The organism is Candidatus Pantoea gossypiicola (assembly GCF_008632075.1).
Classification (GTDB): Bacteria; Pseudomonadota; Gammaproteobacteria; order Enterobacterales; family Enterobacteriaceae; genus Pantoea; species Pantoea gossypiicola.
Genome location: NZ_VWVM01000008.1, coordinates 25,576 through 46,473, shown reverse-complemented (window position 1 = coordinate 46,473; position 20,898 = coordinate 25,576). Strand labels below are relative to the sequence as shown.

The window sequence follows — 20,898 nt, the reverse complement described above, 5'->3', positions numbered from 1 at the left end:
GATGATCGATTTTTCTGTTATCTGGTTTGTGATTATCGTCTTCGCAACCCTGATGTATATCGTGATGGATGGTTTCGACCTGGGCATTGGTCTGCTGTTCCCGTTCAATAAAGATGCTGGCGAGCGCGACATGATGGTGAATACCGTTGCGCCGGTCTGGGATGGTAATGAGACCTGGCTGGTGCTGGGGGGCGCAGGCCTGTTCGGTGCGTTCCCGCTGGCCTATGCAGTCATCGCTGATGCACTGTCGATTCCGCTGACCGCCATGCTGATTGGTCTGATTTTCCGCGGCGTCGCCTTTGAGTTCCGCTTTAAAGCGGTGGAAGGCCATCGTGCATTCTGGGACAAGTCGTTCATTGCCGGTTCGATCATCGCCACCTTCAGTCAGGGTGTGGCGGTCGGTGCATTGCTGGATGGCATTCCGGTTGAGGGACGCCGCTTTGCCGGTTCCGCAATGGACTGGCTTGCGCCGTTCCCGCTGTTCTGCGGTGTGGGTCTGGTAGTGGCCTATGCGCTGCTGGGCTGTACCTGGCTCATCATGAAGACCGAGAATGAACTGCACCGTAAGATGTCCGCGCTGGCGACGCCGCTGGTGATTGCGTTGTTAGTGATTATTGGCATCGTCAGCCTGTGGACGCCGTTTGCGCATGCGGACATCTCTCATCGCTGGTTCAGCACGCCAAATCTGTTCCTGTTCCTGCCGGTTCCGGTGCTGGTGCTGCTCTGTTCGTGGGGCATTGTTCGCGCCATCAAACGCGAGGCACACTATTCACCGTTCCTGCTGACGCTGGCGCTGATTTTCCTGGGCTTCTCCGGACTGGGCATCAGTATCTGGCCAAACATTATTCCGCCATCCGTGACCATCTGGGCGGCTGCGGCACCTCCGCAGAGTCAGGCCTTTATGCTGGTGGGTAGCCTGCTGATTATCCCGATGATCCTGGGCTATACCTTCTGGAGCTACTACGTGTTCCGTGGAAAAATCAAAGCAGACGCAGGATATCATTGATATGAAAAGCCTCAGCAGCATGAAAGACCACAATGAAAACGCAGAGACGAAAGCACCGTGGTGGAAGCGTGTAATGTGGCTGGTGTTTATCTACGCTGCCAGCGTGCTGGCGCTGGGCGTTGTCGCCTCGCTGTTCCGCATGATGATGACTGCAGCGGGAATGCGTAGTCATTAATTGTCGTGACGACTGCGAGTATTGATAACGAGCAAGCTCAGGGAGCATACGCCCTCCGCAAAGACGCAAAAACGCTATCCCTGGCATGCTCAGCGCGGGCGATTACGCACCTCATCCGTGAGGTGCGCCCGTAGCCGGGCCAACGCGTTGCGTTGTTCAAAAACGCTCCCGGCATTTTTGTCCATGGCCCGCGCTGCTTTGCTCCTGGCGTATGCTCCCATCGCTTTACATTCTGAGTTGTCCGAGGCTGACGTCAGTCAGCCTTTTTTAGTTAGTAACCTAAGCAATTAATGCGGAATCGCCCCGAACGGGCGCGTGCGTCTTACCCTTTCCTTACACCGATTCGCAATTTTTGTTATTCTTTTGTAACGAAAATTTCAGTCCTAACCCGCGTCGTAAATCGCCATCATGCTCAGTCAGGCCATTAAAAAACAGCACATCAACGATCTGGTCGAGTGGATAGAAGCCAACCTCACCGACGATCTCAATATCGATCAAATCACCCTGAAATCAGGTTATTCCAAATGGCATATGCAGCGCATGTTCAAGGAGATGACCGGACAGACGCTGGCGGCGTATACCCGCAAACGGCGTCTGACGATGGCGGCCATGGCGCTGCGTCTGACGCGCATGACGCTGATCGATATCGCCGTACGTTTTGGCTTTGATAACCAGCAAAACTTCACGCGGGTGTTCAAAGGCCACTTTTCGCTGACGCCTGGCGCGTTTCGCCGTATTCCTCATTTGCCGGTTAAAAACTTCCATGGTCGCATTCTGGTGCGATCGCTGGCAGAGCGTGCGACGCTGGTGGCACGTGAGGAAGAACTGCACCTGTGCGGAGAGACACTGGAGTGGGAGTGCAGGTTTGGTGAGTATATTGCCGACGACGACCATCGTGTGGCAGAGCAGGCACGGCATCTGGTCGCGCTGGCGGGCAGCCATGCGACGCACGGCTGGTTAGGTTTTCAGTATGGTCCTGGCCATAGCTCTGCTGACCAGCAGAATATCAGCCTGTTTCAGGCGCTGGCACCACAACATGCCGGATTGCTGGGTGACAATACCGCCAGCTGGAGCGAGGTGTGTGGTCTTTATGCGTCGATCCGCTGGAGCGGCAGGCCGGAGCAGCTGACGCGCTTTATCGAGGATATCTACTATCAGCATTTGCCCATGCTGGGTGTCTCACGCCGTCCGGGCAAAGACCTGTTGCGTCTCGATTTTGCGCACTGTAAGCCCGACTGGCTCAGCGGCGTTTTTTCAATTCCGGTGATGCAGGCGTAGTCGACAGGGCAGGGCAAATCGCTTCTGGCCCTGCCAATGCATCTTTCGTGCGATAAACCGTGACAAACCGCACGATTTTATAAAATAAGTCGCCATTCTGGCGTAAAATTCTCCCCCGAAACCCTGTCATATCTGAATCATCGTGCTTCTGTGGCAGGGATGGAACATTCATCTGCATTTCTGGCCTTTTCTGGTCAAAACGACAATCGAAGACAACTATGCGACGCTTAATGATTTCCCTGATCCTGGCATTGCCTGCAATGGCGATGGCGCAGCAGGCTGAGCCTTTCTCACCGCCTGCCGGACTGCATCCGCACTCTCAGGTTACCCAGCATGAAATCCTGGGTGATGGTGAACTGCCGGATCACACCAGCAGTAATGCCTCCCTTTCCGGATTCAACGACACGCTGTAAGGGTTGATGCGCTGCCAGAACCGGCGGCGCGAGATGATGCCCGGCTCTTCAGGAGTCGGACAGCTTCCGCCTGATTACCCTGCACACACTCTGCATCTGCGGCGTCCTCTCTGAGGCCCATTCGCCTGCCTTTTAAAACACTGTTTACCTGCCTGCTGCATCGCATGCTTCTCACTCATGCCACTTTCCGTCCGCATTACTTCTCTTACGACGCTGTTTAAAATATATCTTAAGTCGCAGAATCGCATTTTTCGTTCTTGTGCCGAAGATATATCATAGCTAATCTTGTGGCTACAGATGAGAATGATTGTTATTACATTATTGTTTAATCACGGCGGGTATGCCCCTGACTATCGGGCATAGACCCTGTTTCAGGAGAGAGATTTTGACTACAACAGCCGAAAAGCGTACGCCGCAGCGCATCCGCAATGAACTGCGTTTCCGTCATATTCAGGTCGCCAGTAAAACCAGGATTGCCGGGAAATTCTGGCGCATCCGGTTCAGCGGCAGCGATCTGGCAGGCTTTACGTCACCAGGCTTTGATGACCACATCAAGGTGTTTTTCCCTTCTTCTGAAGGTGAGACACTGGCTCTGCCACAGATTACCGACGCAGGCATTGTCTGGCCTGAAGGTTTACGTCCGCAGGCACGTGATTACACGCCGCTGGAATTCGATGGTGAGTCTTCACTGACCCTCGACTTCTATATTCATCAGCAGGGCGTAGCCAGTGACTGGGCCGCGCAGGCGCAGGTGGGCGATCAACTGATTGTTGGTGGGCCACGTGGCTCGCTGGTAGTGCCGACCGGCTACACATTCCAGCTTTACGTCTGCGACGAAACCGGACTGCCCGCTTTTGCCCGCCGTCAGCGTGACGCCCGCGCCCAGGCGCTGCATCTCTATGCCTTTACCGATGAAGCGACCGGTCGCGACTATTTATCGGATACAGCAGGCGTAACGGCAAACTGGCTGGGCAGCGGTAAGATGCAAAAAGCGCAGCTCAGCCAGCTGATTACCCGGCTGGATCAGCTCACGTTCCCGACGGAAGATTACTTTATCTGGCTGACCGGCGAGGGGGAGTTTGTTAAAGCGCTGTCTGACTACTTTACATCGCAGCGTGGTCTCGACAGCGACTTCGTGCGGGCGGTGGCCTACTGGCATCAGAAGTAAGCCGCGCTGACAATTGAGTTTTGCCAGATGGCGGACTACCATCACTCTCCTTTTTTTCAGCAGGGCAGGTCATGAAACAGCATCCGACTTCCACTTCATCTGACGAACAGACTTCGCGCGCAGGCGGCTGCAGCGGACGACGTAAACGACGTGAAAAGATGCTGGAAGCGAGTGAGATTCGCCTGCTGATGCTCCATTTCCTGGCGCAGAATGCGGCGCACGGCTATGAGCTGATCAAGTCCGTTGAGGAGCTGTCAAAGGGAGAGTATTCGCCCAGTCCGGGGATCATCTATCCCAACCTGACGCTGCTGGAAGAGATGGAGGCGATTCAGGTGGTGGATGCGCAGGCAGCGCGTAAAGCTTACCGTCTGACGGCGGCTGGTGAGGCGCAGCTGGCGGATAACCGCGAAACGGTAGCCAGCCTGATTACGCGTCTCTCTACGCTGGCAATCGTGGTCAATAACCGCAGCATTCCTGCTGTGGAGCAGGCAATTCACGGGCTGAAGGTGGCTCTGAATCAACGACTGGCGCAGGAAGAGATTTCAGAAGCCGCGCTGCAGACGCTGATTAGGGCGCTGCACGACGCGGCTGATAAAATCACCCACAGTTAATCAGCTGATTTCACTCTTATTCTTATCGATGTGACCCAGGGTACGATCCGGGAAACAGATGTCGCGCACGCGCTGTTTCAGGGTAGTCGCATCCGGGAAACCGCCGTCCCGCTTACGTTCCCACAGCAGATGACCATCCAGCGTAATCTCAAAAATGCCGCCGGTGCCGGGTTTCAGCGTGACCTCAGCCAGATCCTCAGCGAAGGTATGCAGAAGTTCCTGTGCCATCCACGCTGACCGCATCAGCCAGTTGCATTGCATACAGTAGTGAATAACAACCACAGGTTTTTGCGCCATAACTCTCTTCCTTTACGTATTGATAAATGCAGATGCATTCGGGTTAACAATTTGTGCGCTGTGGTTTATGTCTTAATGTAAATAAGATTGATAATGATTATCAGTTGCATTAAATTCCCGGCGATAATGATTACACCCGCATGATGTTCTGATTTTTTACGGCTTTTATGCAGAGCCGTTTTTTATGTTGCAGCAAGCAAGTGAGCGAATACTAACAATTAATCAGGTAATTCGCGCCTATGTCACCACGTTTTCGGAGATTGACGCAACCGCGTCTGTCTGAGCTGGCGTTGCTCGCCACCTTTATCAATACCACCTGCACCTACGCTGCGGGCAGTGAACCTGCCACGCTGACCCTTTCCGACCGCTATGGCAGCAGTGCTGAACCGGTAATGACGGTGACTGCACCGGAGATCAAACAAACGGCGGGCAGCAAAACCACGCTCTCCGCCAGCGATTTGCAGCAACGTGGTGCCACTGATTTTGGATCGATCATGCGCTATGAACCGCTGATCAGCGCCACCGGCACCAGTGGCGGTTCCTCAGCCGGTAAGAGCGGCTTTGACCGGGCCGGTTACACTGGCTACAACATTCGTGGTTTAGAGAGCAACCGCGTTGGTCTCGATGTGGATGGCATTCCGTTACCTCAGGCCACCGGCCGCAGCTATGTGGGACGTGCCGGTCTCGACAGCTTTGGGATTGGCCGCGATTACATCGATCCCTATATGTTTGGCCACATCGGCATTGAGAAGGGTGCCACGGCAGTGGATCAGCCGAATAACGCGATTGGCGGCAATGTCTCGTTCCGTAACAAATCCCCGGATGACTATCTGAATCCCGGTAAACGCAACTATTTTGGTTTTCAAAGCGACTACGACTCCGCCAGCCGCAGCTGGCACAACGGCATTACGGCAGCAGCAGGCGATGATACGCTGCGGGGAATCTTTGTTTACAGTCGTCGCGACGGACAACAGACCCGCAATAACAGCGGCACGGTTGATGCCTATCCGGCTAACTGGCATTCCGATGCCTTTATGACCTCGGGCATCTGGCAGCCCAATGATCTTCACAAGCTCAGCGCGACTTTCGATTATTATCACAAAACGCACCATAGCCATTACGACAGCTGGAGCACATCCGGCAATACGGTCTGGGGAACGGCGCAGCAGCAGAGCGATACCCGACGCTGGGGCATCAGCCTGGCGGATGAGTACACTCCTTACAATGATCTGATCGACACTCTGACGACCCGCGTTTACTGGCAGCAAACCCAGGCACATGACAACACCCTGATGCCGTCGAGCGCCACCGCCTGGCAAACCGTTTACTCCGACTACAACAGCGACAGCTACGGCTTTGACACCCGCGCGCTTAAAAGCGTCGGGCGGCATGAGCTGAGTGCCGGGTTAAATGCGCGTCTGGTCGATACTGAACGGCCTTTTCGTCAGGCACCGCCAGCCAGTGCTTATACTGAGATCATGCAGCCGCAGGCTAACAGTCGCAGCTACACCGTTGGCGGTTATCTGCAGGATACCATTAGCTTCGATGCTGCCGGACACCGAGCGGCTATCGTGCCGGGCGTGCGTGTGGCGTACCAGAACACCCGCCCACGTGATGTGACGACACTGACGACGAACAGCAGTGTGCTTGACGCCAGCGAAGTCTCCGCACTCTACGGTTCGCCAAACAGCGACACCCAGGTATTGCCCTCGATCGCCTTCCAGTACAATCTGACCCCGGCATTGATGACTTATCTGCAATATACCCGTGGCGCGCAGTTCCCCAACGACTCCCAGCTCTATGGCTCATGGAACCTTGGCTCCAGCTATGCCGGCACCGCGCAATATGCGCTGATTGGCAATGCCGATCTGAAGACCGAGACCAGCAACAACTACGAATGGGGTATAAAAGGCGAGGTTGCGGAGGGCGTGACGCTTAATGCTGCCGCGTTTTACAACGACTACAAAAACTTCATCGCCTTTACCCGCTACAGCCGGGCGGCCAATCCGGGTAAGTTCGTCAATGTACCCAGCAACATCTATACCACCTATCAGGCGGAGAACCGCGACAAAGCCTACATCTATGGGGCTGAAATCAGCAGCAAGTTGAACTTCGGCAGCTGGTTCCGCAAGGTCGAGGGGCTAAGTGCCAATCTGGCGTTTGGCTACACCCAGGGCGCGGCGAAGTCATCTTACGCTGGCGACCGCTACGTCGATCTGGAAAGCGTCGCCCCGATGAAAGCGATTGTCGGACTCGCCTGGGATGATGAGGCACGCGGCTACGGTGCTGCCGTCACCGCCACGTTTGTTAAGGGCAAGAAAGCCAGCGCCACAAACCGCAACAGCTATGCCAACACCGGTAATAGCCTGACCGATTCCAGTACCGATTACATGCGGGTGCCGGGCTATGGCATGGTGGACATGACCGCCTACTGGCGCGTCACGCCAAACGTCAGGCTGAGCGGTGGGCTTTACAACCTGACCGATCGCAAATACTGGGATTACCTCAGCAGCCGTGAACTGACCAGCGGCACCCAACAGGATCGTAACGATCAGGCACTGGCCGTAATGCCGGGTCGTACTTTCCAGTTAGGTGTTAATGTCGATTTTTAACTATCGTCGCCCTGCGCTGGTGCAGGGCATTACCAGGAGAATCATAACCATGGACTCGATTTATCAGCACTATCTCGCTCTTAAAGGTGAACACCCGAAAAAATATGCCCGCGACCTGGCCACGCTGATGGGTATCAGCGAAGCGGAACTGTGTGAAGCGCGTATCGGCGTTGATGCCGTGGCGCTGAAACACGATTTCCCGGCGCTGCTGAGGGCACTGGGCGCGGTCGGCGAGACCAAAAGCATTACCCGTAACGCATATGCGGTGCATGAGCATCTGGGCGAATATCAGAATGTGCAGATCGGCGCACATGGCGGCCTGGTGCTGAATCCCCGTGCGCTCGACCTGCGTCTGTTTGTCGGACAGTGGTTCAGCGCCTTTGCCCTGCAGGAGTCGGGTGCGCAGGGCGTACGTCACAGCATTCAGATCTTTGATCGTCACGGCGATGCGGTGCTGAAAATCTATGTGACGGAGCAGACCCATATGGCGGCATGGCACGCGCTGATCGCCGACTTCACTGACGCCGCTGCGATGCCGCTGGAAGTTGAGCCGGTAGCTGCAGCCACCCTGTCGGAAGGGATTGATGCCATCGCGATTGACCGTGAATGGCGTGCCATGACCGATGTTCATCAGTTTTTTGCCCTGCTAAAGCGTCATCAGGCCTCACGACCGCAGGCGTTCCGCGCAGTGGGTGAGGATCTCGCCTGGCAGACCGGCAACGATGCACTCAGGCGTGTCTTGCAGATGGCACAGCAGGCGGGCAACGAGATTATGATTTTTGTCGGCAACCGTGGCTGTACCCAGATTTTCACCGGCAAAGTAGAGAAGCTGGTACCCATGGATAACTGGCTCAACATCTTCAATCCCCGCTTCACGCTGCACCTGATGGCGGACCAGATCAGCGAAAGCTGGGTCACACGCAAACCCACCGGCGATGGCTTTGTGACCAGCCTGGAACTGTTCGCCGCTGACGGCACGCAGATCGCCCAGCTCTACGGACAGCGCACGGAAGGCATGCCAGAACAGGCCTGCTGGCGTGAGCAGGTGAACGCACTTCGCACACCAGGAGCGGCGGCATGAAACGCCTGAGTCTGTTATGGCTGCTGCTGACGCTGCCCTCACTGGCCGCGGAGCGGGTGGTGTCGATTGGGGGTGACGTCACCCGGATTATCTACGCGCTGGATGCTCAGTCACAGCTGGTGGCGCGCGACAGCACCAGCCTGCATCCGGCGCAGGCTGCCCGGCTGCCGGATGTGGGCTACATGCGCCAGCTGAATGCCGAAGGTATCCTGGCGCTGAAGCCGACGCTGGTGCTCGCCAGCGCACAGGCAAAGCCGTCGCTGGTACTGCAACAAATTGCCCGCGCGGGCGTCAGGGTGGTGACGGTCAGCGGCGACAACAGTCTGCAGGCGATCCCGCAGAAAATTATCACGGTGGGCCAGGCGCTGCAGCGTGAAAGCGAAGCGCAGACACTGGCGCAGCAAATAACGCAGCAGATTCGCCAGTTGCCGCAGCAATCGCTGCCGGTAAAGGTGCTCTACATCATGGCAAACAGCGGCATGAAAACGATGGCGGCCGGAAATCAGACCGCAGCCGACGGTGCTATTCGCAGCGCCGGGCTGGAGAATGCCATGGGTTCGGTGCCGCACTATCAGGCGCTGTCGCAGGAAGGCGTGATCGCCGCCGCGCCGGATCTGGTAGTGATCGGCGAGGATGGCCTGAAAACCCTGGGCGGTGAAGCGCAGCTGTGGCAGTTACCGGGCCTGGCGCTGACGCCAGCCGGACAGCAGCACCGTCTGCTGATCGTTGATACCCAGGCGCTGCTGGGATTTGGCCTTGATACGCCGCAGGCAATAGTGAAATTGCGTCAGGCTGCGGAATCGCTGAACCATGATTAATGGCAATGCGCTGCGGGGTCTGACGCTGATGCTAAGTTTTCTGCTGGTGGCGATGGTAGTGGCGGCGAATCTGGGGGCGATGTCGCTGTCGGTGCAGGCGCTGTGGCAGGCACCGCTCAGCGATCTCATCTGGCAGATCTGGCTGAATATCCGCCTGCCGCGCGTGCTGCTGGCGGTGGCGCTTGGTATGGCGCTGGCGGTCTCTGGCGCGGTGATGCAGGGTGTTTTCCGTAATCCGCTGGCCGATCCCGGCCTGCTGGGTATCAGCAGCGGAGCGGGGCTGGCGGTCGCGCTGGCAATCGTTATTCCGCTGGCGTTGCCACCCCAGCTGGCATTGTGGCTACCGATGATCGCCGCCTTTATCGGCAGCCTGCTGGTTACGCTGCTGATCTTCAGTTTCAGTCGGCTGGCATACGGCAATCTCTCCCGGCTGTTGCTGGTGGGTATTGCAATTAATGCGCTGTGCGGTGCGGCGGTCGGCGTGTTGTCGTGGCTGAGCGATGACCAGCAGCTGCGTCAGCTATCACTGTGGGGGATGGGTAGCCTCAGCCAGGCGCAGTGGCCTGCGCTGCTCATCTGCCTGCTGCTGATTCTGCCTGCGTTGCTGCTGTTACAGAGCCGTGCCCGCCATCTCAACCTGCTGCAGGCAGGTGAAGAGGATGCGCACTATATGGGGATTGATGTGAAGCGTACTCAGCATCAGCTGCTGATCCTCAGTGCGCTACTGGTCGGCACGGCTGTCTCGGTCAGTGGCATAATCGGCTTCGTTGGATTAGTGGTGCCGCATGTGATGCGCTTTTGTCTTGGCAGCGATCATCGCTGGCTGCTGCCCGGTTCAGCGCTGGCGGGCGCGATTCTGCTGCTGCTGGCCGATACGCTGGCGCGCACCCTTGTGGTTCCGGCAGAGATGCCGGTCGGACTGCTGACCAGCCTGATTGGCGGCCCCTGGTTTCTCTGGCTGATCCTGCGTCAGCAGCGAGGATTTGAATGATGGAAAGGTTAGAGGCGAGGGGACTCTGTCTGGCGCGCAACGGCAGAACTGTTATCGATAATCTTGACGTTACACTGTCAGGTGGAGAGCGGGTGGCGCTCATCGGGCCTAACGGCGCAGGTAAATCAACACTGTTGCGGATGCTGACCGGATTTTTAACGCCCGATCGGGGTGAGTGCCGGCTGGGCGATCGTGTGATGTCCGCATGGCCGCGTGAGCAGCTGGCGCGACGTCGGGCCGTGATGCGGCAGCAGAACAACCTGACTTTTGCCCAGTCGGCGCAATCGGTGGTGGCGATGGGCCGTGCGCCCTGGCCTGAGACGCAGACGTCGCAGATTGTGGCAGACGTCATGCAACTGACGGGCTGTGATTCGCTGGCGCAGCGCGATTACCGCCAGCTCTCCGGCGGTGAACAGCAGCGGGTGCAGCTGGCGCGGGTGCTGGCGCAGCTCTGGCAGGAGGGAAGACCGCGCGGCTGGCTGTTTCTGGATGAGCCGACCTCGGCGCTGGATCTTTTCTGGCAGCAGCAGACTCTGCGTTTATTACGCCAGCTGACGTACACGGGTGATCTTACCGTCTGCACCGTGTTACATGACCTTAATCTGGCGTCTTTATGGGCCGATCGCATACTGCTGCTGCACGCGGGCAGACTGGTGGCTCAGGGTTCACCGCAGACGGTTATGACTGAAAAGACGCTGACACGCTGGTATCAGGCTGATTTGCAGGTGGTGGCACATGCAGAGAGTGGGAAGCCACATATTCAGCTACGGATTTAGACCGTTTCGCTTTAAAAACATTGCCTTGCGTGCTTTTAATTACTGATTTTGCGCTATACCTGGTGTTCAGGACAGAAGACTTAGGAGACCATAATGGCAAAATCATTAGATCAAACCGCTGAGCAACTGGGTAACATTTTACTCTCCTCCGGACTTCATCTGACGACCGCCGAATCCTGTACCGCCGGGCTGATCAGCATGACACTGGCCGCGGTGGAAAGCAGCGGCGACTTTTATACCAGCGGCTTCGTCACCTACAGCGAAAATGCCAAAATTCGTCTGCTGGGCGTGCATCCTGATACGCTCAAACAGCACACGGCGGTGAGCGAGCAGACGGCACGTGAAATGGTACAGGGAGCCTGCGCCCGCTCAGGCGAACCGGTGGGATTATCGATTACCGGCTATGCCGGACCCGATGGTGGCGAAGATGGCACGCCTGCGGGCACTATCTGGTTTGGCTGGGTATTACCCGACGGCAGGGACGATGCGGAGTGCCATCAGTTCAGCGGTGATCCGAAATCCGTGATGGAGCAGGGCACGCAGTTCGCGCTGGAAGGGTTGATCAAACGACTGCAGCGAACCAGTCAATAAAGGCGCGCGGTACGCGCCTTTAAACGCGGGTCAGCGGCAGTCGACAATCAGACGACCCTGTACGCTGCCTTCCAGCAAGGCCTTCGCACCTTCTCTGGCTTCACTCAGCGGGATCACCCGGCTCAGTTTGCTGAGCCGATCGCTATCCAGCAGCTCGCCAAGCCGCTGCCACGCCTGCTGACGAAGCGGCTTCGGACACATCACGCTGTCGACACCCGCCAGCGTGATGCCACGCAAAATAAAAGGTGCGACGCTGGCTGGCAGGTCGAGTCCCTGCGCCATACCGCAGGCAGCCACCACGCCGTCACGCTGAATGCCGGCCAGCACGTTCGCCAGAGTGTGACTGCCGACGCTGTCTATTGCGGCGGCCCAGCGCTCTTTTGCCAGCGGTTTACCGGGATGGGAAAGCTCTTCGCGATCAATCACCGATGCCGCACCCAGCGTATCGATAAGATACGCATGGTCGCTGGCGCGACCGCTGGAGGCGATCACCTGATAGCCCAGACGCGCCAGCAGGCTGACGCTATAGCTGCCGACGCCGCCACTGGCACCGGTTACCAGCACGGGGCCATGTTCGGGCGTGATACCCTGTTTTTCCAGCGCCATGACGCAGAGCATTGCGGTCAATCCTGCTGTGCCAATGGCCATGGTTTGCAGCGGGCTAAGAGAAGCGGGCACGCGCACCAGCCAGTCGCCGCTGACGCTGGCTTTCTGCGCCAGGCCGCCCCACTGTTTTTCGCCTGCGCCCCAGCCCGTCAGCAGTGCCACATCATCCTCTTTCCAGTCGGGATGGCGGCTGGCCGTCACGCGGCCGACAAAATCGATACCTGGCACCATCGGAAACTGGCGCACAATCGGGCCTTTGTTGCAGATAGCCAGGGCATCTTTATAGTTCAGGGATGAGTAGCTGACGTCGAGTGTGACATCGTAGTCGGGCAGTTGAGATTCGGGGAGATCTTTCAGCAGGGAACGGTAACCTTGTTCGTCATTTTCAATGACCAGTGCCTTGAACATGCAGCCTCCGGCAGAGTGGGAATGAGAGGGTAAGTTTACGCCCGCGAGTGGCAATGCGGTAGGGCAATGGCCGCCTCTTCGGGTTAAGGAGGCAGCAGGCAGGGGAAAGTGCGCTGACAGCGCTAGCGAGTCACATGCATAAATCTGCATATAATTCATATAATTAGTCGTATTATTAATTTTTATGATAAATAGGCTATAAAAATCATGATGTTATGTTTTTATGGCGTGACTGAATAATTGTTTGGGGCGGGTTGTTCGTGCAGAAAAAAGATGACATTATGACCGCCACTTTTTGACCCTGTTTGTTCACCACAGAGGACGTCGCCATGTCCGGTTCACCGCGCACCTGCCCGGATTACCGTTCGCGTTTTCCGGCGCTCACCGGGTTTTCCTCTTTTCCGCACTCTCCGTTATCCACCATGCGGTGAGGCCAGCCAGGCAGCGGCTGTGGATCTGCTCTCTACACTGCAATATGCCTTCTGACGGTTAATTATTCGCCGGGGCGCTGTCCCCATAATTGTGCTTCTGGCACGTCCTCCCTGACGTTAGGGATCCTGTTATGACTCCACTGAAAATTGCTGCCAGCGCCGCTGTTGCGCCCAGCCTGACCCTGAACACCGCGCGTGACGTAGTGACGCTGGATAATACCGACTTTACGGATGTGGCGGCGGTCGTCGTCTCGCTGGCAGATACCCGCAGCGGCGTGCTGGCGCTGCTGCGTCACACCGGCTTTAATCTGCCGGTGTTTGTCGCGAATGCGTTTGAAGAAGAGGTGATGCACCTGCCCGGCGTCAGCGGTGAGCTGAATGGCGAGCCGCAAGAGTGGCTTGCGCTGGAAGCCGCTGCGCAGGCGTATGAAGCGGCGCTGCTGCCACCTTTCTTCGGGACGCTGACCCGCTATGTCGATATGCAAAACAGCACCTTTGCCTGTCCCGGACATCAGGGCGGCGCGTTCTTCAAAAAGCATCCGGCGGGCAAACAGTTCTATGACTTCTATGGCGAGAATGTTTTCCGCTCTGACATGTGCAACGCCGACGTCAAACTGGGCGATCTGCTGATCCACGAAGGCTCGGCTAAAGATGCGCAAAAGTATGCGGCAAAAGTGTTTAACGCCGACAAAACCTACTTTGTGCTCAACGGCACCTCAAGCGCTAATAAAGTGGTGACCAATGCGCTGCTGACCCGCGGCGATCTGGTGCTGTTTGACCGCAACAACCACAAATCTAACCATCATGGCGCGCTGATTCAGGCGGGCGCGACCCCGGTCTATCTGGAAGCCGCCCGTAACCCCTTCGGCTTTATTGGCGGCATTGACGCGCACTGCTTTGATGAGGCTTATCTGCGTGAGCAGATCGCGGCGGTTGCGCCCCAGCGCGCAGAAGAGGCGCGGCCTTTCCGTCTGGCGATTATCCAGCTCGGCACCTACGACGGCACGGTCTACAACGCCCGCCAGGTGGTGGATCGCATCGGTCATCTGTGTGATTACATCCTGTTTGATTCCGCGTGGCTCGGCTATGAGCAGTTCATCCCCCTGATGGAAGGCTGCTCGCCGCTGACCCTGGAGCTGAATGAAAACGATCCTGGCATTTTTGTCACGCAGTCCGTACATAAGCAGCTGGCAGGTTTTTCGCAGACTTCGCAGATTCATAAAAAAGATAACCACATTCGCGGACAGCGGCGTTTCTGCCCGCACAAGCGTCTGAATAATGCCTTTATGCTGCATGCTTCCACCAGTCCGTTTTATCCGCTGTTTGCCGCGCTGGATATCAACGCCAGAATGCATCAGGGTGAAGCAGGGCGTCGCATGTGGGATGAGTGCGTCACGCTGGGCATTCAGGCGCGTAAAGCAATCCTGGACCGCTGCGAAATGATCCTGCCGTTTGTGCCGGAGATCGTTGATGGACAGCGCTGGCAGGATGCGCCCACGGAAACGATCGCCCGCGATCTGCGCTACTTCAGCTTTGAACCGCAGGCGAAGTGGCACGGTTTTGTGGGGTACGCGCGCGATCAGTATCGGGTCGATCCCTGCAAGCTGTTGCTGACCACGGCAGGCATTGATGCGGCCAGCGGGGAATACAGTGATTTCGGGATCCCGGCAACCATTCTGGCGAATTACCTGCGTGAGAATGGCATTGTGCCGGAGAAGTGCGATCTCAATTCGATCCTGTTCCTGCTGACCCCGGCTGAAAGTCCGGAGAAGATGGCTAATCTGGTGGCGATGCTGGCGCAGTTTGAGCAGCACGTAAAAGAAGATGCGCCGCTGGCCGAAGTGCTGCCGACGATTTACCGCAAAAACGCGCAACGTTATGCCGGCTATACCCTGCGTCGCCTCTGTCAGGAGATGCACGACCTTTACGTCAGTCATAACGTCAAAGATCTGCAGCGCCTGATGTTCCGCGCCGCAGAGTTCCCGCCAATCAGCGTGAATCCGCAGGATGCGCATCAGGCGTATATTCGCGGCGAAGTGGAGCTGGTGCCTATCGCCGATGCCGCAGGCCGGGTCGCTGCGGAAGGCGCGCTGCCTTATCCACCGGGCGTGCTGTGCGTCGTGCCAGGCGAAGTCTGGGGCGGCGCAGTGCAGCGTTACTTCCTGGCACTGGAAGAGGGGCTTAATCTGCTGCCCGGCTTCTCGCCGGAGCTGCAGGGCGTTTACACCGAAGAGGATGAGCAGGGACGTAAGTGTCTGGTGGCCAATATGATGGTGGGGCGCTGATCTGAGCGGGGGCAGAGGCGGGTAGCGGCCCGCCAGGCCTTTTGTTCGCTGCGTGAACGGGCTATGAGAGGGGTTCCGTTCGCCTGGCGGCGGGGCACGCTTTGCAGCGGGCTGGCACTGAGAAGGTTTCGCCCGCCAGGCGATGGGCAGTTTCAGGTTGTCCGTGCAGGCGGACGCGTCAAGGGGCGGACGCCCGCCCCTTAACAATCCCGGCGTCCGGCAGCCTCCGCGCCCCGCGTTGCGGGGTGCCTTCGTCACGCCCTGCGGCCAGCGGACCGGCCGGACGCGCCATCCCTGGCGCGAACCGTCCTTTCGCCGACGTCCTGTCGGCTCATCCTCGCCTCCGGTTGCTCCTCAGCGCTCCGGATGCCTCTGACAATCCCCCGCCTGTGATTTCTTTGTGTTAACTGTGGTGCTGTGTTGTCTGCTGGACTTAAAGCCAAAGCCAAAGCCAAAGCCAAAAACCCACAGCGATAAAGTACCCAACACAGAAAGAAGAGATAACAGCAGGGGGGGAGGGAGGCCGTCAGAACCGCTGAGCGGATGAGGGATTTCAGGACGAGCGACAGGGATGTCGCGAAGAGGTGGGTTCGCGCCAGGGATGGCGCGTCCCGCTGGTCCGTGAGAAATCCGGAAGAAGCGAAGGGACCGCGAAGCGGCGGTGAAGCAGGCCGGAGCCGGGGGTCAAGGGGCGCGGCGACTGGCGCCCCTTGTCGGTCGCCTGCAGAGGCGTGTCTGAAACTGCCCAACTGATCAGGCGAACGAAACCCTTCTCAGTGCCACCCTGCTGCAAGCGAAACCTTTTCATAGCAAGGCCGCTGCGAAGCGTGCCTCGTTCGCGCAGCGAATACCCCCCCGCTTCAGCGGCTCCGATCAAAATCCCCGATAACTCTTCTGAGCCGTACTCACCTTATACAGATAACGACGCGACTCCGCCGACGGATGCTGGTTCGCCAGGGTCGAATAAACCTTGCTGGGTGACATGCCGTTAATCATTGAGAACGCGCGATCTTTATCGCTGGAGAAAACGCGCAGTACGCTGCCTGCACCACCGTTATAGGCGGTGATCACTGCGTAGCGGCGTGACAGCGGATCCTGAATGCCGCCCAGATAGCTGCGCTGCAACAGCGACAGATAAGCTGTACCGGCATCGATGTTGTTCTCCGGATCCAGCAGATAGCTGCGGCTCGGCTTGCCCCATTTGCCCTTCATGCGGAACACGTCAACACCGGCGGTGTGCTGCACCACCTGCATCAGACCCAGCGCATCAGAGTGGCTCACGGCGTAGGGGTTGAAACTCGACTCGGTCTGCATAATCGCCAGGATCAACGAAGCGTCGACACCATACTGCTCGGCGGCTTTACGCACCATCGGCAGGTATTTGTGTGCACGCTTGTCAAGGTGGTTCGGCACCATCGGAATCGAAATGCTGTAAATCACATGCAGACCCGAGGTGCGGCGCATTAATTTATTCTGAATCAGATAGTCAGCAAAGGCTTCCGCGCGCCCCTGCCAGCGAATCGGCTGACCGGTGTTATCCAGCACCTGACCATAGAGCAGTGGCTCTTTACTGATCTCGATGTCGTTGGCGTCAGAATAGAGATCGACATTACCCGGATCTTCACCAATCAACAGGGTCGTCACGATCGCCTGACGCAGACTGGCCATCGGATCGGTGCCAGAAATTGTCTCAATGGTCAGCTTACCGCTTTCAAAGTTAATGTGGCTGCGGGTGTAATAGTTGTCGCTATATTTGACGTAATCTTTAGGTCCGGCGATCAGGACCTCATTGATACCCCAGATATTCTCAATATTGTGAGCAAACTGGCCCATCAGAATATCAAAGCCGTTGGTGTCTTTAACCCACTCCTCGTGGGATTGCTGATTCTTTGACCCGGAACAGGAAACCAAAAGTGGGGCTATCACCAGCAGGGCGATTAATTTTTTATTCATTGGGAATGCAAGCCTGACCTGGATAACCGGCCTCAGCGATGAGGCCCGGAATGTTTACGCTTCTGGCGGTGTATAGCCTTCGATATGAACGTCTTTACCTTCGAACAGGAAATTGATCATCTCCTTCTCCAGCACCTTACGATCTTCGGGATTCATCATGTTGAGCTTCTTCTCGTTGATCAACATGGTCTGTTTCGCCATCCACTTCTGCCAGGCTTCTTTGGAGATGTCGTTGTAAATGCGCTTACCCAGGTCGCCCGGATAGAGCTGAAAATCCTGACCTTCCGCGTCGCGCTGTAAAAAAGTACAAAAAATGGTGCGGCTCATTATTCTTCCTCATTAATCTCACAACTGTCCAAAGCCAGTTGTCGGGGATGGCGCAACTCGTGTAACAGGCGCTCAACGGGTGCAGCTAATCCCACAGATGGTGGCAGCGCTAAGTTATACCAGAGACCGCCTGCTTCATCCATCGCCGCCCCGGCAGAAGGCCACGACAGCCACATCGGCACGATATCAAGATGGAAATGGCTGAAGGTGTGACGAAACGCAGTAAGCTGCTGCGGTTTTGCATGGATGCCACGCGCTGCCAGCCAGTCATTCAGCGCCGCTTCGGTGGTGAACTGCGGGAAGCAGAACAGACCGCCCCACAAGCCCACAGGCGGGCGCTGCTCCAGCCAGACATCATCGCCATCCTGCATCATCAGGAACCAGCCGCTGCGCTCTGGCAGCACCTGCTTAGGCTTCTTGCCGGGATAGCTCGCCCAGTTGCTGGTGGCATAGGCCTCACATCCGCTGTTCAGCGGACAGATTTCACACTTTGGCTTCGAGCGGGTACAGACGATAGCCCCCAGATCCATCATCGCCTGATTAAACTGGCTGACGCCCTCGGCAGGCGTGACCTCTTCGCTGATCTGCCAGAGCCGTTTTTCGACCTCTTTTTTACCCGGCCAGCCGCTGACGGCATAGCAGCGGGCCAGCACGCGCTTGACGTTGCCATCCAGAATCGGGAAGTGCTGACCCAGCGACAGCGACAGGATCGCACCCGCCGTGGAGCGGCCAACGCCGGGCAGGGCAGAAACATCATCAAAATTACGCGGGAATTCGCCCTGATGAACGTCGACAATCTGCTTTGCCGCTTTATGCAGATTACGCGCACGGGCGTAGTAGCCGAGGCCGGTCCAGAGATGCAGCACCTCATCCAGCGGTGCCGCAGCGAGATCGGTGACCGTGGGGAAGCGCGCCATGAAGCGTTCAAAATAGGGAATAACCGTGGCAACCTGGGTTTGCTGTAGCATCACTTCGGAGAGCCACACCTTATAAGGTGTTTTCTCCAGCTGCCACGGCAGGGTTTTGCGACCAAAGCGCTGATACCAGTCCAGCACCTGTTGCGCGAACTGCGGCGCTTGCATCATAAGAAGGAAATTTTCCGTGTTTACTCTACACTCAGGCAGGAATTCCAGCACATGCGCACCTGGGTGTAAACCGGAAGATTGCAAAGGCTTGCTTCTGCTTATGAACTTTGCATAATGCCCGTTTCCCGGAACAGGCTAACCAGCAGGCTTTTACATGATTAATGACGTCATCACCCCAGAATTTGATGAGAACGGGCGGCCATTGCGCCGGATCCGCAGCTTTGTGCGCCGCCAGGGTCGCTTAACGAAAGGCCAGCAGCAGGCGCTGGATACCCTGTGGCCGGTCATGGGGGTGGAATATCAGCCTGAGCCTGTCGATCTGCCCGCGCTGTTTGGCCGCGAAGCTCCGGTTACGCTGGAGATTGGCTTTGGCATGGGCGCATCGCTGGTGACCATGGCGCAGAACACGCCGCATCAGAACTTCCTGGGTATTGAAGTGCATGCGCCGGGTGTAGGTGCCTGTCTCGCCGCCGCCAAAGAAGCCGATGTACAGAACCTGCGGGTGATGTGCCACGACGCCGTGGAAGTGCTGGAGAAAATGATTCCGGATAACTCGCTGCGCATGGTTCAGCTCTTCTTCCCCGACCCGTGGCATAAAGCGCGTCACAATAAACGCCGTATCGTTCAGGTGCCGTTTGCCGAACTGGTGATGCGTAAACTGAAGCCGGGCGGCGTTTTCCACATGGCGACTGACTGGGAAGCCTACGCGGAACATATGCTTGAAGTGATGAACAGCATCGATGGCTATCGCAACCAGTCAGAGCAACAGAATTACGTGCCGCGTCCTGAGACGCGTCCACTGACCAAGTTTGAGCAGCGCGGGCAGCGTTTAGGCCACGGCGTATGGGATTTAATGTTTGAGAGGGTGAAATAATGGCCACGCAACGCAGCCGCCGTTTACGTAAAAAACTGCACATTGACGAGTTTCAGGAACTGGGCTTTTCCGTTGCCTGGCGCTTCCCGGAAGGCACCAGCGAAAGCGAAATTGATGAGACGCTGAACCAGTTCATCAATGAAGCGATCGATCCTAACGGCCTGGCCTTTGATGGCAGCGGCTACCTGGTGTGGGAAGGGCTGGTTTGCCTGCAGAAAACCGGCAAATGCACCGATGAGCATCGTGCGCTGGTACGCATTTGGCTGGAAGACCGCAAGCTGCAGGATGTGCAGATGACGGAACTCTTTGACGTCTGGTGGGACTAAGTCGTCACACAGTGTCGGGCTGCGGCCCGATCGGCGGGTTTCAGACCCGATCTTAGGGAGTAGATATGATGCGTAAAGCGCTTCTTGCTGTGCTGCTGGTGGCAGCAACTCAGGCTCAGGCAGCCTACGAATGCAGCGTTAAGCCACAGGACGATGTGGTGATTAAGCCGCAGAGCGTGCAGGTGGTCGGTGCTAACGGCAATATAGAAATCTCGCCGCAGGGCGATGTACAGTTCAATGGCCAGAAAGTTTCGCTGGATATCGCTGAACGGCAGAAAGCGATCGACTATCAGAACGCGCTGCGTCGGGATCTGCCGTGGATCGACAGCGGAGCGACATCCCGTCTGGAGAAAGGACGTGCGGCACTGGATCGGGTCATCGTTGAAAAACTGGGCACTGACAGCAACGTGCGTAATCGCCTGACCACGCTGAATGGCCAGCTGAAACAGCAGATGAACCGCATCATTGAACACCGGGAAGACGGTCTGACGTTCCACCATCAGGCGATTGATCAGGTGCGCGCCGAAGGCGAAAGGCTGGTGCAGTCAACGCTGGGCGGCGTGATGCAGGATAGTCTGAATGAGATGGGCAGTAAGCAGGGCAGTGGCGGCAGTAATCCGCTGCAGGCGATTATGGGCAATCTGGGCGGTCTGCAACAGTCGATTCAGGCTGAGTGGAGTAAGCAGGAGCAGGATTTCCAGAACTTCGGACACGAAGTGTGTAATCGCGTTATTTCGCTGGAAGATCAGCGTAAACAGCTCACCCGCGCACTGAAAAAATAAGTTA

At 57.1% G+C, this 20,898-nt stretch carries 21 protein-coding genes; 16 read left to right on the top strand and 5 right to left on the bottom strand.

Annotation, left to right across the window (positions count from 1 at the left end; translation table 11 throughout):
- The first annotated feature begins 1 nt into the window (after window position 1).
- The 6 genes from cydB (at window position 2) to F3I20_RS12060 (ending at window position 4,651) form a co-directional block, all read left to right on the top strand.
- Complete coding sequence (gene cydB, locus F3I20_RS12085; RefSeq protein ID WP_150019338.1) at window positions 2-1,006, top strand: cytochrome d ubiquinol oxidase subunit II; 1,005 nt, start codon at window positions 2-4, stop codon at window positions 1,004-1,006.
- Window position 1,007: 1 nt separating this feature from the next.
- Entirely contained in the window at window positions 1,008-1,181 is a 174-nt protein-coding gene (locus F3I20_RS12080; protein WP_150015691.1) for a DUF2474 domain-containing protein, read from the top strand.
- A 408-nt stretch (window positions 1,182-1,589) separates the two neighbouring features.
- The gene (locus F3I20_RS12075; RefSeq protein ID WP_150038561.1) at window positions 1,590-2,459 is read left to right on the top strand and encodes a helix-turn-helix domain-containing protein; all 870 of its coding nucleotides are present in this window, start codon (window positions 1,590-1,592) and stop codon (window positions 2,457-2,459) included.
- A 230-nt stretch (window positions 2,460-2,689) separates the two neighbouring features.
- Window positions 2,690-2,872 carry a hypothetical protein gene (locus F3I20_RS12070; protein WP_223811653.1) on the top strand — a complete coding sequence of 61 codons (183 nt, stop codon included), beginning with the start codon at window positions 2,690-2,692 and terminating at the stop codon, window positions 2,870-2,872.
- A 385-nt stretch (window positions 2,873-3,257) separates the two neighbouring features.
- The gene (locus F3I20_RS12065) at window positions 3,258-4,040 is read left to right on the top strand and encodes a siderophore-interacting protein (RefSeq protein WP_150038559.1); all 783 of its coding nucleotides are present in this window, start codon (window positions 3,258-3,260) and stop codon (window positions 4,038-4,040) included.
- A gap of 71 nt (window positions 4,041-4,111) precedes the next feature.
- Window positions 4,112-4,651 (top strand): PadR family transcriptional regulator, encoded by a 540-nt coding sequence (locus F3I20_RS12060; protein ID WP_150038557.1) that lies wholly within the window; start codon window positions 4,112-4,114, stop codon window positions 4,649-4,651.
- Here F3I20_RS12060 and F3I20_RS12055 read toward each other — a convergent pair whose 3' ends face one another.
- The gene (locus F3I20_RS12055; protein WP_033733740.1) at window positions 4,652-4,948 is read right to left on the bottom strand and encodes an Rdx family protein; all 297 of its coding nucleotides are present in this window, start codon (window positions 4,946-4,948) and stop codon (window positions 4,652-4,654) included.
- A gap of 239 nt (window positions 4,949-5,187) precedes the next feature.
- On the opposite strand from F3I20_RS12055, the gene F3I20_RS12050 reads away from it, so the two are divergent.
- The 6 genes from F3I20_RS12050 (at window position 5,188) to F3I20_RS12025 (ending at window position 11,817) form a co-directional block, all read left to right on the top strand.
- On the top strand, window positions 5,188-7,560 hold the full coding sequence (locus F3I20_RS12050; RefSeq protein WP_150038555.1) for a TonB-dependent receptor domain-containing protein: 2,373 nt from the start codon (window positions 5,188-5,190) through the stop codon (window positions 7,558-7,560).
- 49 nt (window positions 7,561-7,609) lie between these two features.
- Complete coding sequence (locus F3I20_RS12045; protein ID WP_150015686.1) at window positions 7,610-8,641, top strand: hemin-degrading factor; 1,032 nt, start codon at window positions 7,610-7,612, stop codon at window positions 8,639-8,641.
- A complete protein-coding gene (locus F3I20_RS12040; protein WP_150015685.1) occupies window positions 8,638-9,459 on the top strand; it encodes a heme/hemin ABC transporter substrate-binding protein in 822 nt (273 codons plus the stop codon). The genes F3I20_RS12045 and F3I20_RS12040 overlap by 4 nt, the downstream gene beginning before the upstream one ends.
- Window positions 9,452-10,450: a FecCD family ABC transporter permease gene (locus tag F3I20_RS12035; protein ID WP_150015684.1), complete on the top strand. Its 999-nt coding sequence runs from the start codon at window positions 9,452-9,454 to the stop codon at window positions 10,448-10,450. Before F3I20_RS12040 ends, F3I20_RS12035 begins: the two co-directional genes overlap by 8 nt.
- Entirely contained in the window at window positions 10,450-11,226 is a 777-nt protein-coding gene (locus tag F3I20_RS12030; protein WP_190285935.1) for a heme ABC transporter ATP-binding protein, read from the top strand. The genes F3I20_RS12035 and F3I20_RS12030 overlap by 1 nt, the downstream gene beginning before the upstream one ends.
- A gap of 93 nt (window positions 11,227-11,319) precedes the next feature.
- Complete coding sequence (locus F3I20_RS12025; protein WP_150015682.1) at window positions 11,320-11,817, top strand: CinA family protein; 498 nt, start codon at window positions 11,320-11,322, stop codon at window positions 11,815-11,817.
- 30 nt (window positions 11,818-11,847) lie between these two features.
- On the opposite strand, the gene acuI is transcribed toward F3I20_RS12025, so the two are convergent.
- Window positions 11,848-12,831, bottom strand: a complete 984-nt coding sequence (acuI, locus tag F3I20_RS12020) for an acrylyl-CoA reductase (NADPH) (protein ID WP_150015681.1) — start codon at window positions 12,829-12,831, stop codon at window positions 11,848-11,850.
- 562 nt (window positions 12,832-13,393) lie between these two features.
- Between acuI and F3I20_RS12015 the strand changes: the two genes are divergently transcribed.
- Entirely contained in the window at window positions 13,394-15,547 is a 2,154-nt protein-coding gene (locus F3I20_RS12015) for an ornithine decarboxylase (protein ID WP_150015680.1), read from the top strand.
- 873 nt (window positions 15,548-16,420) lie between these two features.
- Here the strand turns inward: F3I20_RS12015 and mltC are convergent.
- The 3 genes from mltC to mutY are packed head-to-tail and all read right to left on the bottom strand — an operon-like array spanning window position 16,421 to window position 18,912.
- Window positions 16,421-17,500 (bottom strand): membrane-bound lytic murein transglycosylase MltC, encoded by a 1,080-nt coding sequence (mltC, locus tag F3I20_RS12010; protein WP_150014226.1) that lies wholly within the window; start codon window positions 17,498-17,500, stop codon window positions 16,421-16,423.
- A gap of 54 nt (window positions 17,501-17,554) precedes the next feature.
- Window positions 17,555-17,827, bottom strand: a complete 273-nt coding sequence (locus F3I20_RS12005; protein WP_003853409.1) for an oxidative damage protection protein — start codon at window positions 17,825-17,827, stop codon at window positions 17,555-17,557.
- Window positions 17,827-18,912 (bottom strand): A/G-specific adenine glycosylase, encoded by a 1,086-nt coding sequence (gene mutY / locus F3I20_RS12000; protein ID WP_150019341.1) that lies wholly within the window; start codon window positions 18,910-18,912, stop codon window positions 17,827-17,829. The genes F3I20_RS12005 and mutY overlap by 1 nt, the downstream gene beginning before the upstream one ends.
- A 154-nt stretch (window positions 18,913-19,066) precedes the next feature.
- On the opposite strand from mutY, the gene trmB reads away from it, so the two are divergent.
- From trmB to F3I20_RS11985, 3 genes are all read left to right on the top strand, one after another.
- Window positions 19,067-19,786 (top strand): tRNA (guanosine(46)-N7)-methyltransferase TrmB, encoded by a 720-nt coding sequence (gene trmB / locus F3I20_RS11995; RefSeq protein WP_150014222.1) that lies wholly within the window; start codon window positions 19,067-19,069, stop codon window positions 19,784-19,786.
- Complete coding sequence (locus tag F3I20_RS11990) at window positions 19,786-20,112, top strand: YggL family protein (RefSeq protein ID WP_150014220.1); 327 nt, start codon at window positions 19,786-19,788, stop codon at window positions 20,110-20,112. Before trmB ends, F3I20_RS11990 begins: the two co-directional genes overlap by 1 nt.
- A 65-nt stretch (window positions 20,113-20,177) precedes the next feature.
- Window positions 20,178-20,894 carry a YggN family protein gene (locus tag F3I20_RS11985; protein ID WP_150014218.1) on the top strand — a complete coding sequence of 239 codons (717 nt, stop codon included), beginning with the start codon at window positions 20,178-20,180 and terminating at the stop codon, window positions 20,892-20,894.
- Window positions 20,895-20,898 lie beyond the last annotated feature (4 nt).

Coding starts and splice junctions, on each gene's coding strand:
- cydB (WP_150019338.1), top strand. CDS start 2: ATGATCGATTTTTCTGTTATCTGGTTTGTGATTATCGTCTTCGCAACC.
- F3I20_RS12080 (WP_150015691.1), top strand. CDS start 1,008: ATGAAAAGCCTCAGCAGCATGAAAGACCACAATGAAAACGCAGAGACG.
- F3I20_RS12075 (WP_150038561.1), top strand. CDS start 1,590: ATGCTCAGTCAGGCCATTAAAAAACAGCACATCAACGATCTGGTCGAG.
- F3I20_RS12070 (WP_223811653.1), top strand. CDS start 2,690: ATGATTTCCCTGATCCTGGCATTGCCTGCAATGGCGATGGCGCAGCAG.
- F3I20_RS12060 (WP_150038557.1), top strand. CDS start 4,112: ATGAAACAGCATCCGACTTCCACTTCATCTGACGAACAGACTTCGCGC.
- F3I20_RS12055 (WP_033733740.1), bottom strand. CDS start 4,948: ATGGCGCAAAAACCTGTGGTTGTTATTCACTACTGTATGCAATGCAAC.
- F3I20_RS12050 (WP_150038555.1), top strand. CDS start 5,188: ATGTCACCACGTTTTCGGAGATTGACGCAACCGCGTCTGTCTGAGCTG.
- F3I20_RS12045 (WP_150015686.1), top strand. CDS start 7,610: ATGGACTCGATTTATCAGCACTATCTCGCTCTTAAAGGTGAACACCCG.
- F3I20_RS12040 (WP_150015685.1), top strand. CDS start 8,638: ATGAAACGCCTGAGTCTGTTATGGCTGCTGCTGACGCTGCCCTCACTG.
- F3I20_RS12035 (WP_150015684.1), top strand. CDS start 9,452: ATGATTAATGGCAATGCGCTGCGGGGTCTGACGCTGATGCTAAGTTTT.
- F3I20_RS12030 (WP_190285935.1), top strand. CDS start 10,450: ATGGAAAGGTTAGAGGCGAGGGGACTCTGTCTGGCGCGCAACGGCAGA.
- F3I20_RS12025 (WP_150015682.1), top strand. CDS start 11,320: ATGGCAAAATCATTAGATCAAACCGCTGAGCAACTGGGTAACATTTTA.
- acuI (WP_150015681.1), bottom strand. CDS start 12,831: ATGTTCAAGGCACTGGTCATTGAAAATGACGAACAAGGTTACCGTTCC.
- F3I20_RS12015 (WP_150015680.1), top strand. CDS start 13,394: ATGACTCCACTGAAAATTGCTGCCAGCGCCGCTGTTGCGCCCAGCCTG.
- mltC (WP_150014226.1), bottom strand. CDS start 17,500: ATGAATAAAAAATTAATCGCCCTGCTGGTGATAGCCCCACTTTTGGTT.
- F3I20_RS12005 (WP_003853409.1), bottom strand. CDS start 17,827: ATGAGCCGCACCATTTTTTGTACTTTTTTACAGCGCGACGCGGAAGGT.
- mutY (WP_150019341.1), bottom strand. CDS start 18,912: ATGATGCAAGCGCCGCAGTTCGCGCAACAGGTGCTGGACTGGTATCAG.
- trmB (WP_150014222.1), top strand. CDS start 19,067: ATGATTAATGACGTCATCACCCCAGAATTTGATGAGAACGGGCGGCCA.
- F3I20_RS11990 (WP_150014220.1), top strand. CDS start 19,786: ATGGCCACGCAACGCAGCCGCCGTTTACGTAAAAAACTGCACATTGAC.
- F3I20_RS11985 (WP_150014218.1), top strand. CDS start 20,178: ATGATGCGTAAAGCGCTTCTTGCTGTGCTGCTGGTGGCAGCAACTCAG.